This window comes from Citrobacter europaeus (assembly GCA_020099315.1).
Classification (GTDB): domain Bacteria; phylum Pseudomonadota; class Gammaproteobacteria; order Enterobacterales; family Enterobacteriaceae; genus Citrobacter; species Citrobacter europaeus.
In genome coordinates this window covers 1,097,561-1,114,375 of sequence record CP083650.1, presented here as the reverse complement: position 1 = coordinate 1,114,375, position 16,815 = coordinate 1,097,561, and the positions used below count along the sequence as shown (strand labels likewise).

Here is a 16,815-nt window from a genome sequence, read left to right as displayed (position 1 = left end):
TCAGTATCACCTGAGATATACGGAAGTAATAGTGAATAGATAAAATGAATTGTTCCGGGTTTATATGCGATTATTGAATCGACTGAATCAGTACCAGCGCCTGTGGCAACCGTCGAACGGCGAACCACAGTCAGTGACCGTGGGCGAACTGGCCAAACGCTGTTTTTGCAGCGAGCGCCACGTGCGAACCTTGCTAAAGCAAGCGCAGGATGCTGGCTGGCTGGAGTGGTACGCTCAGTCGGGGCGCGGGAAACGCGGGCTGCTACGTTTTTTGGTGACGCCAGATTCGCTGCGCAACACCATGATGGAACAGGCGCTGCAAAAGGGAGAACAGCTCAGCGTACTTGAACTGGCTCAACTGGCGCCAGGCGAATTAAGAACGTTGCTACAGCCGTTTATGGGAGGTCAGTGGCAAAACGACACGCCAACCCTGCGTATCCCCTACTACCGCCAGCTCGACCCTTTGCACCCTGGATTTCTCCCCGGTCGCGCGGAGCAGCATCTCGCCGGACAACTATTTTCTGGACTGACACGGTTCGACAGCAAGACGCAACGCCCCTGCGGAGATTTAGCCCACCACTGGAATATCTCCGCCGATGGCCTGCACTGGGATTTCTATATTCGTTCCACCCTGCACTGGCATAACGGCGATGCGGTCAGCAGCACGCAGCTACATCAACAATTGCAGAAGCTGTTAGCGCTACCCGCGCTGAATAAGCTGTTTATCAGCGTGAAGCGCATTGAAGTGACGCATCCCCAGTGCCTGACCTTTATTCTGCATCGCCCCGACTTCTGGCTGGCGCATCGTCTGGCAAGCTACAGCAGTCATCTGGCGCATCCTGAACATCCGTTTGTGGGTACTGGTCCGTTCCGATTGACGCTGTTTACTCCTGAACTGGTGCGTATCGAAAGTCACGATCACTACCACCTGAGTCATCCGCTGCTAAAAGCCATTGAATACTGGATAACCCCGCAACTCTTCTCCCAGGATTTGGGCACCAGCTGTCGCCATCCGGTGCAAATTGCGATTGGTAAGCCCGAAGAATTGCCCATGCTAAGCCAGGTAAGCAGCGGCATCAGCCTCGGTTTTTGCTATCTTACGCTCAGAAAAAGCGCGCGCCTGAATACGCAGCAGGCCCGCCGACTGGTCAATATTATCCACCGCTCTTCCCTGCTACAAACGCTTGAAGTGGATGAAAACCTGATTACGCCAAGCAATGCGCTGCTGCCAGGATGGACTATCCCACAATGGGATGAACTGGACGAGGTAACGCTGCCGAAAAAACTAACGCTGGCCTATCATCTGCCGGTAGAACTGCATGCGATGGCTGAACAGCTTCGCCAGGCGCTGGCGCTGCTCGGTTGTGAATTAACGCTTATTTTTCATAATGCCAAGAACTGGGATGGCGATCATCCTTTAGCCCAGGCCGACCTGATGATGGGCGACAGGCTAATTGGCGAAGCGCCTGAATATACCCTCGAACAGTGGCTGCGCTGCGATCAGCTCTGGTCACACGTATTGAGCGCGCCGGCTTATACTCATCTGCAAACCACTCTGGATGCCTTGCAAATTCAGGCTGATGAAGACGATCGTCACGCGGCTTTACAACAAGTTTTCGCCACGCTGATGCATGATGCTACCCTGACGCCGCTGTTCAATTATCACTATCGTATTAGCGCCCCTCCAGGTGTGAACGGCGTACGCCTGAACCCTCGCGGCTGGTTCGAGTTTACCGAAGCCTGGCTACCGCCGCCTTCAGCGTGAAGAAGCTGGTCGGCGACACGCCCAGGCGCTACCATAAGCGCTTTCGTTACTAGTCAGGAAAAGCCATGAAACGTGCCGTTGTTGTATTCAGTGGAGGCCAGGACTCCACAACCTGTCTGGCGCAAGCGCTGCATCAGTATGATGAAGTGCATTGCGTGACCTTTGATTATGGTCAGCGCCACCGCGCTGAGATTGATGTCGCACGTGACCTGGCCTTAAAACTCGGCGCGCGTGCGCACAAAGTCCTTGATGTCACGCTGCTCAGCGAACTGGCCGTCAGCAGCCTGACCCGCGATAACATTCCGGTACCTGATTACGAACCTGATGCCAACGGCATCCCCAACACCTTTGTGCCTGGACGCAATATTCTGTTTTTAACGCTGGCGGCGATTTACGCGTATCAGGTACAGGCAGAAGCGGTCATTACCGGCGTTTGCGAAACGGATTTCTCCGGATACCCGGACTGTCGCGATGAGTTCGTCAAAGCCCTGAACCATGCCGTAAGCCTGGGGATGGCAAAAGATATCCGCTTTGAAACACCGTTAATGTGGATCGATAAAGCCGAAACCTGGGCACTGGCCGATTACTGGGGCAAGCTGGACCTGGTACGCGAAGAAACGCTGACCTGTTATAACGGCATCAAAGGTGACGGTTGCGGTCACTGTGCGGCGTGTAATCTGCGCGCCAACGGCCTGAACCATTATCTGGCGGATAAATCGGCGGTGATGGCGGCAATGAAGCAGAAAACCGGGTTAAAGTAATACGTTGAGTGATGCCGGATGGCGCTTTTGCTTATCCGGCCTGCAGACACTCGCAGCCACTACTTCACCATCTGCTCCAATTTTTCGCGCAACTCCCCTTCAAGCGGCAGCGCTTTTTGCGTTTTCAAATCAATGCAGACGAAGGTAATCAACGCGTCTGCCACCACCTGTCCTTCCGGCTCCAGGGTGATGGTCTGGTTCAACACGCCGCTTTTACCATTTAGCTGTTGGACCTGGCTGGTGATGGTCAGCAGGTCACTCAGCACCGCAGGTCGGCGGTAGTTAATATTAATATTCACGACCACAAAAGCGATGTTGTGTGCGGTCATCCACTGAAAGCTGTCGCTGTTTTCCAGACCATCCCAGCGGGCTTCTTCCAGAAACTCCAGATAGCGGGCATTGTTAACGTGCTGATAGACATCAAGATGAAAACCACGAACTTTGATTTGTGTTTGCATAGCGCAGGAACCTTACGTTTTTATAGGAATATATTCAGGGTAGTGAGGCCATAACTGGTATGACCTCTCTAGTGTGGCAAATATTGGCCACTGCGCAAGTTATTAAAGTGTTAAAACTGCCAAATTACGCTCAACCAGCGAGCTACCCATGCCCGGCACCTGCTTTAAGTCCTCCACCGTTTTAAACGGTCCGTACTCTTCACGATAGCTCACAATCGCCTGCGCTTTCTTCAGACCAACGCCATTCATGACTCGAGCTAAATCCTCAGCAGAAGCACTGTTGATGCTTACCCTGGTACCTTCATCGTCGCTCGCTTTAGCCGCTGACGTGGCTTTGCTTTGCGCCACTGTGGAAGCATCCGCTTTGGCTTGAGTCGCCTGACTTTTGGCGACAGGCTCTGCAGCCAGTGCGCTTTGAGCCATGCCGGCACAGGTCAATGAAAGAGTGATAAGAAGGGTTTTGATTCCATGTTTCATACTGTTTTCTCCTTGTTTGTTAACAGTGGAATCACGATAGCGGGGTGCACAACGACAGACAAACGGCAAATATCAGAAATGGAAAAGGCCGCGAAAGCGGCCTTTTGTCGATACAACTTTTTGCAATTTTTTGCGAGCAGCCTCGGTTATTGCTGCTGTTCCAGCGCGTCACCGACTTTAATTTTTGCGGCTTTACGCAGGTTGCTCATCAGCGCTTCGAAGACAATCTGCGCGTTGTTCTGGGTAATCCCCTGAACCATCGCTTTCTTCTGCGCTTCAGGCATAGAACCGGCTTTCACCTCGTCCAGCGCCAGCAGAACAACATTACCCTGCATATCGTTCGCCACGCCGTAGCTCGGTTTGTCTTTCGCTGGCAGGCTCAGGCCAAAGGCCGCCTGGCTCAGCGGATCCTGCCCGGTACGGCTCAGGGTTTTCGCTTCGCCAAAGCTCAGACCCGCCGCTTTCATCGCTTCATCGCCTTTACCGGCTTTCAGATCCGCCAGCAGTTTATCGGCATCAAGCTTCGCCTGCTGCTCTGCTTTATTGTGCTTAACGAGCGCAGTTACCTGATCTTTCACTTCAGCCAGTGGCTTAACGGCTTCGGCTTTGTGTTCTGCAATACGCAGTACAAACGCACGATCGCCGTCCACGGTGATGATGTCGGAGTTACTGCCAGGCGTACCGTTTTCGCCAACCAGACCACCATTGAAAATGATGTCAGCGACCGGTTTGAAGTTCAGTTCTTCTGGCAGGCTGTCACGGCTAAACCAGCCCGTCTCAACCGCTTTCATGCCAGCAGCCTGCTCCGCGCCCGCCAGGGATTCGTTATCGTTGCTGGCGGCATCGCTCACTTTCTGCTGCAGTGCGTAATACGCGTCCAGCGCTTTTTCCTGCTTCACTTTCGCCGCAATGTCGTCACGGGCTTCGCTCAGCGGTTTAACCTGTGCAGGTTGTACGTCGTCAAGACGCGCAACGAGGAAACCAACGGAAGATTTAATCACGCCTGACAACTGGCCTTTTTCTTTCAGACCAGCACTTTTCAGCTCATCCGGAGTGGTGGAATCTTCCAGCCATCCCATGTCGCCGCCTTTACGGGCAGAGATGATGTCAGCAGATTTTTCTTTTGCCAGCGCAGCGAAATCACCGCCTTTGTTCAGTTCCTCCAGCACCGCTTTGGCTTCATCTTCCGTTTTGGTCTGAATGATGCTGTAGCGGTTACGCTGCGGCTGAGTGAACTGGTCCTGATGCTGGTCGTAGTAAGACTGAATATCCGCATCGCTGGCCGTCTCCTGCATAGCAGCGGCGTCCAGCTTGATGTAGCTCACGCGGAACTGTTCCGGCGTCATAAAGTTGTTTTTATTTTGCTCGTAGTAGCTGGCAACTTCCTGCTCGGTAACAGACTGCTTCGCGGCCAGTGCGTTAACGTCAATCGTCGCCTCGCGAACGATACGCTGCTGTGCAACCAGCGCCGCCAGCTCGTCCGTTTCGCCTTTCAGCATGAAGTCCGTACCGGCAACACCGTTGATCAGCTGCTGGGTAGTGAGCTGATTACGTAATGCCTGAGCGTACTGATCGGCGGTCATACCCATCTGATTAACAATCGCGTTGTAGCGGTTGTTATCAAATTTGCCGTCCACCTGGAACGCAGGCGTGGCGAAAATAGCCTGTTTGACCTGATCGTCGCTGATGTTGAGCTTAAGCTCGTGGGAGTACTGATCCAGCAGCGCTTCGTCAATAAGACGATTCAGCACCTGCTGACGCAGCGTTTTCATGTAGCCTTCGTTCGCAGCCAGTTCGGAGTATTGATCGCCCAGCTGTTGCTGCATGCGGTTACGTTCGCTGTTGAACGCATTCTCGAACTGCCCGCGGCTGATCTCCTGGCCATTCACTTTGGCGGCGAAGTTATTGCCCCCGCCAATCAGGTAACCACTCACGCCGGTCAAAATGAACGACACGATAATGATACCGAAAATAATCTTGAGCACGAGACTGTTAGCAGCCGTGCGTAAGCTGTCCATCATGGTGTAACCACACTCCGCTGTAGATGACTATACGCGTTATCTCTCAAGCCGCCTGCGCGCAGGCACAACAACGGCGGCAAGGATTTTGAGTATATATGCTTCACGCAGCATAGCGTTTCCTGAACGCTGCGCACAAAGGTCTATTGTGACAAGAAACAGGGGCAATTGTCAGCCCACAACGCGTAGAAAGTACCGGAATTACAAATAAAAAAGGCACATCAGTCGATGCGCCCTTGTACTTCGTCACATCCCCAAAGGGGAAATCACTTAGTTTACCGCGTCTTTCAGTGCTTTACCTGCACGGAAGCCCGGTACTTTAGCCGCGGCGATGGTGATCTCTTTACCTGTTTGCGGGTTGCGACCAGTACGGGCAGCACGCTCTTTAACGGCAAAAGTACCAAAACCTACCAGCGCTACGTCATCACCTTCTTTCAGAGATTCAGTAACAGAAGCAATAATTGCATCTAACGCACGTCCAGCCGCAGCTTTAGAGATATCAGCCCCTGCAGCAATTTTGTCGATCAGTTGAGATTTATTCACTCTTCTCTTCCTCTTTATAATTTATATCGCACCTGAATCCTTCAAAGTGCGAACGCGCAGCAGTTATATCAGGCCTGCCATGCCCTTACAACACCCGTTAATGATGGCAAGCCCAATCCGTCATCTAAATTAGCTATACAAAAAAAGGCTGGCAAGTCCGAAATGGCCTGCCAGCCCTGTTTTTATTAGTGCTCTTTGCGCGAGGTCACTATTTTGCGGTCACAACCTGCATTCCGGAGGGCTCATTTTGCAACGCAAGCGTCAGAACCTCCTCAATGCGTTTCACCGGATGGATGTCCAGATCGGCAATCACGTTGTCCGGAATCTCTTCCAGGTCACGTTTGTTTTCGTCTGGAATTAAGACCGTTTTAATACCACCACGGTGTGCCGCCAGCAGTTTTTCTTTCAAACCACCAATAGGCAGAACCTGACCACGCAGGGTGATCTCGCCGGTCATCGCCACGTCGGCGCGTACCGGGTTACCGGTCAGACAAGACACCAGCGCGGTACACATGGCAATACCCGCACTTGGACCATCTTTCGGCGTCGCCCCTTCAGGTACGTGAACGTGGATGTCGCGTTTTTCGTAAAAGTCCGGATTAATACCCAGTTTTTCCGCACGCGCCCGCACCACGGTCAGTGCTGCCTGAATGGATTCCTGCATGACTTCACCCAGCGAACCGGTGTAGGTCAGCTTACCTTTACCCGGTACGCAGGCGGTTTCGATAGTCAGTAGATCGCCGCCCACTTCCGTCCACGCCAGACCCGTTACCTGACCAACGCGGTTTTCGTTGTCCGCGCGGCCATAGTCAAAGCGTTGAACGCCCAGGTAATCGTGCAGGTTATCACCATTGATCACGATGTGTTTCAGCGACTTGTCGAGCAGCAGCTGTTTCACCGCTTTACGGCACAATTTGGAGATTTCGCGCTCCAGACTACGCACGCCGGCTTCACGGGTGTAGTAACGAATAATGCCCACAATGGCGCTATCGTCGACCGTTAGCTCTCCTTTTTTCAGCGCATTACGCTCAATCTGTTTCGGCAACAGGTGACGTTTAGCAATGTTCAGCTTCTCGTCTTCGGTATAACCGGACAGACGGATCACTTCCATACGATCCAGCAACGGCGCTGGAATATTCATGGAGTTAGAGGTCGCAACGAACATCACGTCGCTGAGGTCGTAGTCCACTTCCAGGTAGTGATCGCTGAACGCCACGTTCTGCTCTGGATCCAGCACCTCAAGCAGTGCGGAAGCCGGATCGCCACGCATGTCAGAAGACATTTTGTCGATCTCATCGAGCAGGAACAGCGGGTTTTTAACGCCCACTTTAGCCATTTTCTGGATCAGTTTACCCGGCATAGAGCCAATATAGGTCCGGCGGTGACCGCGAATTTCAGCTTCATCACGCACGCCGCCCAGCGCCATACGAATATATTTACGTCCGGTGGCTTTAGCGATGGACTGTCCCAGAGAAGTTTTACCTACCCCCGGCGGCCCAACCAGGCACAGGATCGGTCCCTTGATTTTGTTCACACGGCTTTGAACCGCGAGATACTCAAGGATACGATCTTTGACGCGTTCCAGACCGTAGTGGTCAGTATCGAGGATTTCCTGCGCCTGACGCAGGTCTTTTTTGACCTTGCTACGCGCATTCCACGGTACCTGAACCATCCAGTCGATGTAGCCACGCACTACGGTCGCTTCCGCGGACATCGGAGACATCATTTTCAGCTTCTGCAGTTCTGCTTCCGCTTTCTCTTTTGCCTCTTTCGGCATTTTCGCCGCGTCGATTTTACGCTTCAACGCTTCGTTTTCGTCCGGCGCATCGTCCATCTCGCCGAGCTCTTTCTGAATGGCTTTCATCTGCTCGTTCAGATAGTACTCACGCTGGGATTTTTCCATCTGCTTTTTCACGCGGTTGCGAATGCGTTTCTCAACCTGCAGCAGATCAATTTCAGACTCCATCATCGCCATCAGATATTCCAGACGTTCGTTAACGTCGGACATCTCCAGCACGGACTGCTTGTCAGCCAGTTTCAGCGGCATGTGTGCAGCGATGGTGTCCGCCAGACGTGCAGGATCGTCAATGCTGTTCAGCGACGTCAGCACTTCTGGTGGGATTTTCTTGTTCAGCTTGATATAGCCTTCGAACTGGCTGATAGCGGTACGCACCAGCACTTCCTGTTCGCGCTCATCAATGGCTGGCGAGTCAAGGTACTCCGCTTTCGCAGAGAAATGCTCGCCGTTGTCAGACAGCGCAGAAATACGCGCGCGCTGTAACCCCTCGACCAGCACTTTTACGGTGCCGTCAGGCAGTTTCAGCATCTGCAGAATAGAGGCCACGGTCCCGACGGTGAAAAGATCGTTTACACCCGGCTCATCCGTTGACGCTTCTTTCTGTGCGACCAGCATGATTTTTTTATCATGGTCCATAGCCGCTTCCAGACAACGGATAGATTTTTCCCGCCCTACAAATAAGGGTATGACCATGTGCGGATAAACCACCACATCGCGCAACGGCAATACGGGGATTTCAATGCGTTCAGAACGCTCAGGATTCATAGAGCTCTCTCTTAGTTTAGTTTCCGCCAGGTAATCAGGTGGTACGACTGTGCTCCACACCACCTTTAACATGTATGTCAGTATATGGGGATGTTTCCCACACATTCAACGCCATGTTTACGGAAAAATAAAAGGGGAGATAAAATCCCCCCTTTTTAATTAAATGTCTGTATGAATTGATGAATTATTCGCCAGATGCCTGCTGCGCTTCCGGCTTACCGTAAATAAGCAATGGCTTGCTCTGACCGCCAATCACCGACTCATCGATCACCACTTTTTCGACGTCTTCCATAGACGGCAGATCGTACATGGTGTCGAGCAGCGCGGCTTCGACGATTGAACGCAGACCACGAGCACCAGTTTTACGCGCCATCGCTTTCTTGGCGATCGCATCCAGCGCTTCCTCACGGAACTCCAGATCGACACCTTCAAGATTGAACAGCGCCTGGTACTGCTTGGTCAGGGCGTTTTTCGGCTCTTTGAGGATCTGAATCAATGCTTCTTCGCTCAACTCGCTCAGCGTCGCGACAACCGGCAGACGACCGATGAACTCAGGGATCAGACCAAATTTGATCAGATCTTCTGGTTCTACCTGCGACAGCAGTTCACCTTCGCTGGCTTTGTCAGACTGCGCTTTTACCGTTGCGCCAAAACCAATGCCGGAGCCGGTTTCAACACGGTTAGCAATCACTTTATCCAGACCGGCAAAGGCACCGCCACAGATAAACAGGATCTTAGAGGTGTCAACCTGCAGGAATTCCTGTTGAGGATGTTTACGACCACCCTGCGGCGGAACGGCAGCAACCGTACCTTCGATCAGTTTCAACAGCGCCTGCTGTACGCCTTCGCCGGAAACGTCACGGGTAATGGACGGGTTATCGGACTTACGAGAAATCTTGTCAATTTCATCGATATAGACGATCCCGCGCTGTGCTTTCTGCACATCGTAATCGCATTTCTGCAGCAGCTTCTGAATAATATTTTCAACATCTTCACCCACATAACCGGCTTCGGTCAGCGTGGTGGCGTCGGCCATCGTGAACGGAACGTCCAGCAGGCGCGCCAGCGTTTCAGCCAGCAGCGTTTTACCGGAACCCGTCGGGCCAATCAGCAGGATGTTACTTTTGCCCAACTCGACGCCATTGCTGGTGTCGCCGTTGCGCAGACGTTTGTAATGGTTGTATACCGCGACCGCCAGCACTTTCTTCGCCTGCTCCTGACCGATAACGTAATCGTCCAGGTGGTTGCGAATTTCATGTGGCGTCGGCAGCGCACTGCGTTCACGGTGCGGTGCTACTTCCTTAATCTCTTCGCGAATGATGTCGTTACATAAATCAACACATTCGTCGCAGATATACACGGATGGTCCGGCAATCAGCTTACGCACTTCATGCTGGCTTTTGCCGCAAAAAGAGCAGTACAACAATTTGCCCGAGCCATCTTTGCGTTTATCTGTCATGGGTCAAAACCTCTTCTTTGTTCTTTGTGCCGCACACGACGACGCAAATGCCATTCTCAGGCGCAAGACGCTAGTCAGCGTTGTGCCGCTCCAGGTAATTATAGCGGCACACCTGCGCGCTGGGCATTAATTACGATGGGTCAAAATCGAGTCGACCAGACCGTACTCTACCGCTTCAGAAGCGGAGAGGAAGCGATCGCGCTCGGTATCACGTTCAATCTGCTCAAGAGATTGACCCGTATGATGCGCCATAAGTTCGTTCATGCGCCCTTTTACCTTCAGGATTTCACGGGCATGAATTTCAATATCCGTTGCCTGGCCCTGGTAACCGCCCAGAGGCTGGTGGATCATGACGCGAGAGTTAGGCAGGCAAAAACGTTTACCTTTCGCCCCGGCAGTCAGCAGGAACGCGCCCATTGAGGCCGCCTGGCCCATACAAATGGTGCTGACGTCCGGCTTAATAAACTGCATGGTGTCATAGATAGACATCCCGGCAGTGATCACTCCACCAGGGGAGTTGATGTACAGGTAGATATCTTTTTCTGGGTTTTCTGCTTCCAGGAACAGCATCTGCGCCACGATCAGGTTAGCCATATGGTCTTCGACCTGGCCGGTCAGAAAAATGACGCGTTCCTTAAGTAGACGAGAATAGATATCAAAAGAGCGCTCACCACGTGAGGTCTGTTCAATGACCATCGGCACCAGCGCCATATGGGGTGCAAAGTTATCTCGTTCGCCGCTGTATGACATTTCCGTCTCCTGGATAAAATTTGAAAAAACCTGCTGTGCTGATTGTAACCTTATGGACGGATTATCAGCTAGTCCCTCAGTAATGGGTACGACATCGCCATAATTCAAGCATAACAATCTTTTGTTGTAACGCTAACACTGAAACGCTGTTTTCGCACTCTTCCCATGCAAAATGCGTGACAAAAAAAAACCCGCCACCAAAAGGTGACGGGCTTGCGTACGAAATTCGAGCTAAAAAAGCGACGAATTACGCCTGCTGGTTCATCAGCTCATTGAAGGAAGTGGCTTTTTCAGTCACTTTCGCTTTCGCCAGAACGGCTTCAACAGCCTGCTCTTCCAGAGCGACGTTACGCATATTGTCCATCAGCTCTTTATTTTTGCTGTAGAACTCAACAACTTCTTTCGGATCTTCGTAAGCAGAAGCCATCTCTTCGATCAGGCCTTTAACGCGATCTTCATCAGCTTTCAGCTCGTTGGTGCGAATCACTTCGCCCAGCAGCAGACCGACAACTACGCGACGCTTAGCCTGTTCTTCGAACAGTTCACGCGGCAGTTCCAGAGCTTGTTTCTCGTTGCCGCCGAAACGCTGTGCAGCCTGACGACGCAGAACGTCGATTTCGCTGTCGATCAGAGCAGCCGGAACGTCGATGTCGTTAGCTTTTACCAGACCTTCGATCGCCTGAGACTTAACGCGGTTACGCACAGCGCCTTTCAGCTCGCGTTCCATGTTTTTGCGTACTTCAGCGCGCAGACCTGCTACGGAACCATCTTCAACGCCGAAACGTTTGATGAATTCTTCAGTCAGTTCCGGCAGCTCGCGTTCTTCAACTTTCTTCAGGTTGATAACGAACTTAGCGGCTTTACCTTTCAGGTTTTCAGCGTGGTACTCTTCTGGGAAAGTCACGTCGATAGTGAACTCTTCGCCAGCTTTGTGGCCTTTAACGCCTTCTTCAAAGCCCGGGATCATACGACCCTGGCCCATCGCCAGTACGAAGTCAGACGCTTTGCCGCCTTCGAACTCTTCGCCGTCTACAGAACCGGTGAAGTCGATGGTTACACGGTCTTCTGCATCAGCAGCGCCGTCTTTGTCTTTCCAGGTAGCCTGCTGCTTACGCAGGGTATCCAGCATCACGTCAACGTCAGCGTCGGTGACTTCAACAACCGGTTTTTCAACTTCGATTGCTTCCAGGCCAGTCAGCTCAACTTCCGGGTAAACTTCGAACTCTACCGCGTAAGTAAAATCTTCACCCAGTTTGTATTCGCCCGGAACGTAGTTCGGTGCGCCAGCCGGATTGATTTTTTCTTTGATGATCGCGTCAACGAAGTTGCGGCTCATCAGGTCACCCAGAACGTCCTGGCGAACAGATGCGCCATAACGCTGAGCAACAACATTCATCGGTACTTTTCCTTTGCGGAAACCGTCAATACGCACTTTCTTCGCTACGTTGACCAGCTCGCTTTTCACAGCGGTCTCGATGCTGTCAGCAGCGATAGTAATCGTTACACGGCGGCCAAGGCCTTGAGTGGTTTCAACTGAAACTTGCATCTTGTTACCTCAAAAAATCACAGTGCTCGGTCAACTCTTCTCCGCAAGCACAGGTTGTTGGCTTCGCGGAACTGGGATGTTCTCATAAGCAATCACATTCCCTGTCGTCAGAATCATCCCGAAGACATTCCGAAAAATAAGACGCGCATTATAGCGGCATCACTTTTATGAGTCGAGAACGGTTATCGCGCGTTGCTGCGGCTTTTTTCACAATTCCCGGCTAATTTTTGTCTGAATACTGTACGAGCGCCCCAGAATTCAGACAAAACAAAACGGCCCGCAGGCCGTTTTCACATAATCTGTAGCAACATACTGGAAAAGCGTCGGTTGTTGCAAATCCGTTTTTACGCGATGCTTCCCGCCCCACGACACGGAGGCGATGCAAAAATCGTATCCTGCAACGCTTCCCACTCCTTAATGGTATAGGTATGCAGGGCAAGCGCATGAACGGTTGTGGAAAGCTCCGCCGTTAATGTGCTGTAAATCATCCGATGACGATTAAGAAAACGTTCACCTGTAAAGCGATCGCTAACCAGCACAACCTTAAAGTGGCTTTCAGAACCAGCCGGGACATTGTGACGATAGCTTTCATCCACAACTTCGAGGAATACGGGTTCGAACGCTGCCCTTAATTTTTCTTCTATTTGCTCACGAATCATCATGAAATTTTTCCTCCGACAACGCTGAGATGTCACCCATCCCTTTAAATACTAGCCGCTTTTACCGTTTTCATTACACCTTAGCAACAAAAAATTAGCCCTTGTCTGATTTTCTCAGCCAAACGGATGAAGTTCACTGAATCTACCCTTCGATTTATTGCAAAAAGTCCGTTAATGGTCTCCACAAAGTCATAAAACGGACAACACAATGAATTTACATGCGTTACCCACTTCCCCTCATCGTTGGCGATGTTATGATGGCGGGAATTTTCTCCAACCATACAATTTAGATTCGCTGAGAGCCCTGGCATGTTTAAAAAAATCCTCGTCCCGTTTGTCGCGCTGTTTATGTTAGCTGGATGCGCAACGCCGCCGACCACTATTGAAGTTTCCCCAAAAATCACTCTGCCGCAGCAGGACCCAAGCCTGATGGGCGTGACCGTTAGCATCAACGGTGCCGACCAGCGTCAGGATCAGGCGCTGGCAAAAGTCACCCGTGACAACCAGTTGGTTACCCTGACCGCGTCTCGCGATCTGCGCTTCCTGCTGCAAGAAGTACTGGAAAAACAGATGACCGCACGCGGTTATATGATTGGGCCAAACGGTGCAGTCAACCTGCAAATTATTGTTAGCCAACTGTATGCTGACGTGTCTCAGGGTAGCGTGCGTTACAACATCGCCACCAAGGCAGACATCGCCATCATCGCGACCGCCGCTAACGGCAACAAGATGACCAAAAACTACCGCGCAAGCTATTCTGTTGAGGGCGCACTGCAGGCCTCTAACAAAAATATCGCTGACGCCGTTAACAGCGTACTGACCGACACCATCGCTGATATGTCTCAGGACACCAGCGTTCACGATTTCATCAAGCAGAACGCTCGTTAATTTCTGCCCATATGGCCCGGCGCTCGTCGGGCCTATAGAAGCCCATGTCCAGTCATTACTTACGTATTTTTCAGCAACCACGTTCAGCTATCCTGCTCATACTGGGATTCGCCTCCGGTTTACCGCTCGCTCTGACCTCGGGTACGCTTCAGGCGTGGATGACGGTCGAGAATATCGATCTTAAAACCATTGGATTCTTTTCTCTGGTCGGCCAGGCCTACGTGTTTAAGTTCCTCTGGTCCCCGCTAATGGACCGCTACACTCCGCCGTTTTTAGGTCGACGCCGGGGTTGGCTGCTGGCAACCCAGGTACTGTTACTGATTTCTATCGCCGCGATGGGTTTTCTGGAACCTGGTACGCAGCTGCGCTGGATGGCCGCGCTTGCGGTGGTGATCGCGTTTTGCTCAGCATCGCAGGACATCGTCTTTGATGCCTGGAAAACCGACGTGTTGCCCGCCGAAGAACGCGGCACCGGTGCGGCTATCAGCGTGCTGGGCTATCGCTTAGGGATGCTGGTTTCCGGTGGGCTGGCCCTGTGGATGGCCGATCGCTGGCTGGGCTGGCAGGGCATGTACTGGCTGATGGCAGCACTACTGATACCTTGTATCATCGCGACCCTGTTGGCCCCCGAACCGACTGATGCCATTCCGGTGCCCAAAACGCTGGAGCAGGCGGTAGTCGCCCCGCTGCGCGACTTCTTTGGTCGTAACAACGCCTGGCTGATCCTGCTGCTGATTGTGCTGTATAAGCTTGGGGATGCTTTCGCCATGAGCCTGACCACCACCTTTTTAATTCGCGGCGTTGGGTTTGATGCGGGTGAAGTTGGCGTGGTGAATAAAACGCTCGGGCTGCTGGCCACCATCGTTGGCGCGCTGTACGGCGGGATCCTGATGCAGCGCCTTTCGCTGTTTCGCGCCTTGCTGATTTTCGGCATCCTGCAGGGGGCGTCGAATGCGGGTTATTGGTTACTATCCATCACTGACAAACACATGTTCAGTATGGCGGCCGCCGTCTTCTTTGAAAACCTGTGCGGTGGAATGGGCACGGCAGCGTTTGTCGCCTTATTAATGACGCTGTGCAATAAGTCCTTCTCAGCGACTCAGTTCGCCCTGCTCTCCGCGCTTTCAGCGGTTGGTCGCGTTTACGTTGGCCCGGTAGCGGGTTGGTTTGTCGAAGCGCACGGTTGGCCAACGTTTTATTTGTTCTCCGTGTTTGCCGCGATCCCCGGCCTCATACTGCTGCTGGTTTGTCGTCAGACGCTGGAGCATAGCTGGAAAAATGAAAGCTTTATTCCACGCACGGAATTTCGTGGGGCGTACAGCCTGGCATTAATGACGTTGGTAGCGGGCTGCTGCTTACTGCTGGCTTGGCTACTGCTGTTAACTATGAACGCACTGGATTACACCAACTTCTCCTTCCTGCCGGAACTGCTTGAAGTCTCAGTGGTGGTCGCGGTCTGTGGAGTCGTTTTTGGTGGATTGCTGGATTATCTGGCACTGCGCAAAACCCGTCTGGCGTAACAATCCGCATTAATATCGCCGTTGTAATCACCTTGCGTAATTATAACGGCTAAATAAACAACAATCGCTAAAAATATAATTTGTTATTTTGTGCGCCAAAGAATTTGGAAATTATTGACGCCTTTTATATATACTATTTTCCTTACTCGATTCAGCCACTACAGATTTATTTTTTGTTCTTTAATTGTCTTTTTATTGATAATCAATTGTTAAACAATTGTTTTATTTTCGTATTGGTTATACCAATTGCCCTCAGCAAGTCCCTCGCCTGCCCGCTTTCGTTATAACGTGATGTTGCAACAGGTTCTTAAAGCCAAAGCGACATATATTGCAACATATGTGACATGCGCGGCAGAACCCAGTAACACAGATCCAAGGATGTTTACAGTAATGTAACCTTCCCGTAAAATGACCTCACACTTTAAACGCCACCCGGTCCCGTGGAATTGAGGTCGTTAAATGAGACTCAGGAAATACAATAAAAGTTTGGGATGGTTGTCATTAATTGCAGGCACTGCGTTACTCAGTGGCTGTAATTCTGCGCTGCTTGACCCTAAAGGACAGATTGGACTGGAACAACGTTCATTGATACTGACGGCATTTGGCCTGATGTTGATTGTCGTTATTCCCGCCATCTTGATGGCTGTTGGTTTTGCCTGGAAGTATCGTGCAAGCAATAAAGATGCGAAGTACAGCCCGAACTGGTCACACTCCAATAAAGTGGAAGCTGTGGTCTGGACGGTGCCGATCTTAATCATTATTTTCCTTGCCGTACTGACCTGGAAAACCACTCACGCTCTTGAGCCAAGCAAACCGCTGGCGCATGACGAGAAGCCCATTACCATCGAAGTGGTTTCCATGGACTGGAAATGGTTCTTCATCTATCCGGAACAGGGTATCGCTACCGTGAATGAAATCGCCTTCCCGGCGAATACTCCGGTTGAGTTCAAAGTGACGTCCAACTCCGTGATGAACTCCTTCTTTATCCCGCGTCTGGGTAGCCAGATTTATGCCATGGCCGGTATGCAGACTCGACTGCATCTGATCGCCAACGAAGCCGGTACTTATGATGGTATCTCCGCAAGCTATAGCGGACCTGGCTTCTCCGGTATGAAGTTCAAGGCTATCGCAACAAAGGACCGCGCCGAATTCGACCAATGGGTTGCTAAAGCTAAACAGTCCACGAACACCATGAGCGACATGGCAGCGTTCGAGAAAGTGGCTGTGCCAAGTGAATACAACCAGGTGGAATACTTCTCCAACGTGAAACCCGATTTGTTTAAAGACGTTATTAACAAATTTATGGCTCACGGTAAGAGCATGGACATGACCCAACCCGAAGGTGAGCACAGCGCACACGAAGGCATGGACATGAGCCACGCGGAATCCGCCCACTCCAAGGGTTGAG

Annotated in this window: 14 protein-coding genes; 5 read left to right on the top strand and 9 right to left on the bottom strand. The window is 51.7% G+C overall.

The window, feature by feature from the left end:
• Positions 1–64 precede the first annotated feature (64 nt).
• Both LA337_05180 and queC read left to right on the top strand, forming a co-directional pair.
• The gene (locus tag LA337_05180) at positions 65–1,765 is read left to right on the top strand and encodes an SgrR family transcriptional regulator (protein ID UBI17093.1); all 1,701 of its coding nucleotides are present in this window, start codon (positions 65–67) and stop codon (positions 1,763–1,765) included.
• A gap of 65 nt (positions 1,766–1,830) precedes the next feature.
• Entirely contained in the window at positions 1,831–2,526 is a 696-nt protein-coding gene (gene queC, locus LA337_05175; protein UBI17092.1) for a 7-cyano-7-deazaguanine synthase QueC, read from the top strand.
• Between the two features lie 59 nt (positions 2,527–2,585).
• Here queC and fadM read toward each other — a convergent pair whose 3' ends face one another.
• The 9 genes from fadM to bolA all read right to left on the bottom strand — a co-directional run bounded on the left by fadM (position 2,586) and on the right by bolA (position 13,002).
• Positions 2,586–2,984, bottom strand: coding sequence for a long-chain acyl-CoA thioesterase FadM (fadM, locus tag LA337_05170; GenBank protein ID UBI17091.1), 399 nt, complete (start codon positions 2,982–2,984; stop codon positions 2,586–2,588).
• Between the two features lie 102 nt (positions 2,985–3,086).
• Positions 3,087–3,461, bottom strand: a complete 375-nt coding sequence (locus LA337_05165; GenBank protein UBI17090.1) for a helix-hairpin-helix domain-containing protein — start codon at positions 3,459–3,461, stop codon at positions 3,087–3,089.
• Between the two features lie 146 nt (positions 3,462–3,607).
• Positions 3,608–5,482, bottom strand: coding sequence for a peptidylprolyl isomerase (gene ppiD, locus LA337_05160; protein UBI17089.1), 1,875 nt, complete (start codon positions 5,480–5,482; stop codon positions 3,608–3,610).
• A gap of 267 nt (positions 5,483–5,749) precedes the next feature.
• Positions 5,750–6,022 carry a DNA-binding protein HU-beta gene (gene hupB / locus LA337_05155; protein ID UBI17088.1) on the bottom strand — a complete coding sequence of 91 codons (273 nt, stop codon included), beginning with the start codon at positions 6,020–6,022 and terminating at the stop codon, positions 5,750–5,752.
• 208 nt (positions 6,023–6,230) lie between these two features.
• On the bottom strand, positions 6,231–8,585 hold the full coding sequence (gene lon / locus LA337_05150) for an endopeptidase La (protein UBI17087.1): 2,355 nt from the start codon (positions 8,583–8,585) through the stop codon (positions 6,231–6,233).
• Between the two features lie 184 nt (positions 8,586–8,769).
• Complete coding sequence (gene clpX / locus LA337_05145; protein ID UBI17086.1) at positions 8,770–10,044, bottom strand: ATP-dependent protease ATP-binding subunit ClpX; 1,275 nt, start codon at positions 10,042–10,044, stop codon at positions 8,770–8,772.
• Positions 10,045–10,170: 126 nt separating this feature from the next.
• Entirely contained in the window at positions 10,171–10,794 is a 624-nt protein-coding gene (clpP, locus tag LA337_05140; GenBank protein UBI17085.1) for an ATP-dependent Clp endopeptidase proteolytic subunit ClpP, read from the bottom strand.
• A gap of 247 nt (positions 10,795–11,041) precedes the next feature.
• Positions 11,042–12,340 carry a trigger factor gene (gene tig, locus LA337_05135; GenBank protein UBI17084.1) on the bottom strand — a complete coding sequence of 433 codons (1,299 nt, stop codon included), beginning with the start codon at positions 12,338–12,340 and terminating at the stop codon, positions 11,042–11,044.
• Positions 12,341–12,684: 344 nt separating this feature from the next.
• Positions 12,685–13,002, bottom strand: a complete 318-nt coding sequence (bolA, locus tag LA337_05130; protein UBI17083.1) for a transcriptional regulator BolA — start codon at positions 13,000–13,002, stop codon at positions 12,685–12,687.
• Between the two features lie 306 nt (positions 13,003–13,308).
• Here bolA and LA337_05125 point away from each other — a divergent pair, with 306 nt between their 5' ends.
• The 3 genes from LA337_05125 to cyoA all read left to right on the top strand — a co-directional run bounded on the left by LA337_05125 (position 13,309) and on the right by cyoA (position 16,814).
• A complete protein-coding gene (locus tag LA337_05125; protein UBI17082.1) occupies positions 13,309–13,887 on the top strand; it encodes a lipoprotein in 579 nt (192 codons plus the stop codon).
• A 44-nt stretch (positions 13,888–13,931) separates the two neighbouring features.
• A complete protein-coding gene (gene ampG / locus LA337_05120; GenBank protein ID UBI17081.1) occupies positions 13,932–15,407 on the top strand; it encodes a muropeptide MFS transporter AmpG in 1,476 nt (491 codons plus the stop codon).
• A 459-nt stretch (positions 15,408–15,866) separates the two neighbouring features.
• The gene (cyoA, locus tag LA337_05115; protein ID UBI17080.1) at positions 15,867–16,814 is read left to right on the top strand and encodes a cytochrome o ubiquinol oxidase subunit II; all 948 of its coding nucleotides are present in this window, start codon (positions 15,867–15,869) and stop codon (positions 16,812–16,814) included.
• The last annotated feature ends 1 nt before the right edge of the window (position 16,815 follow it).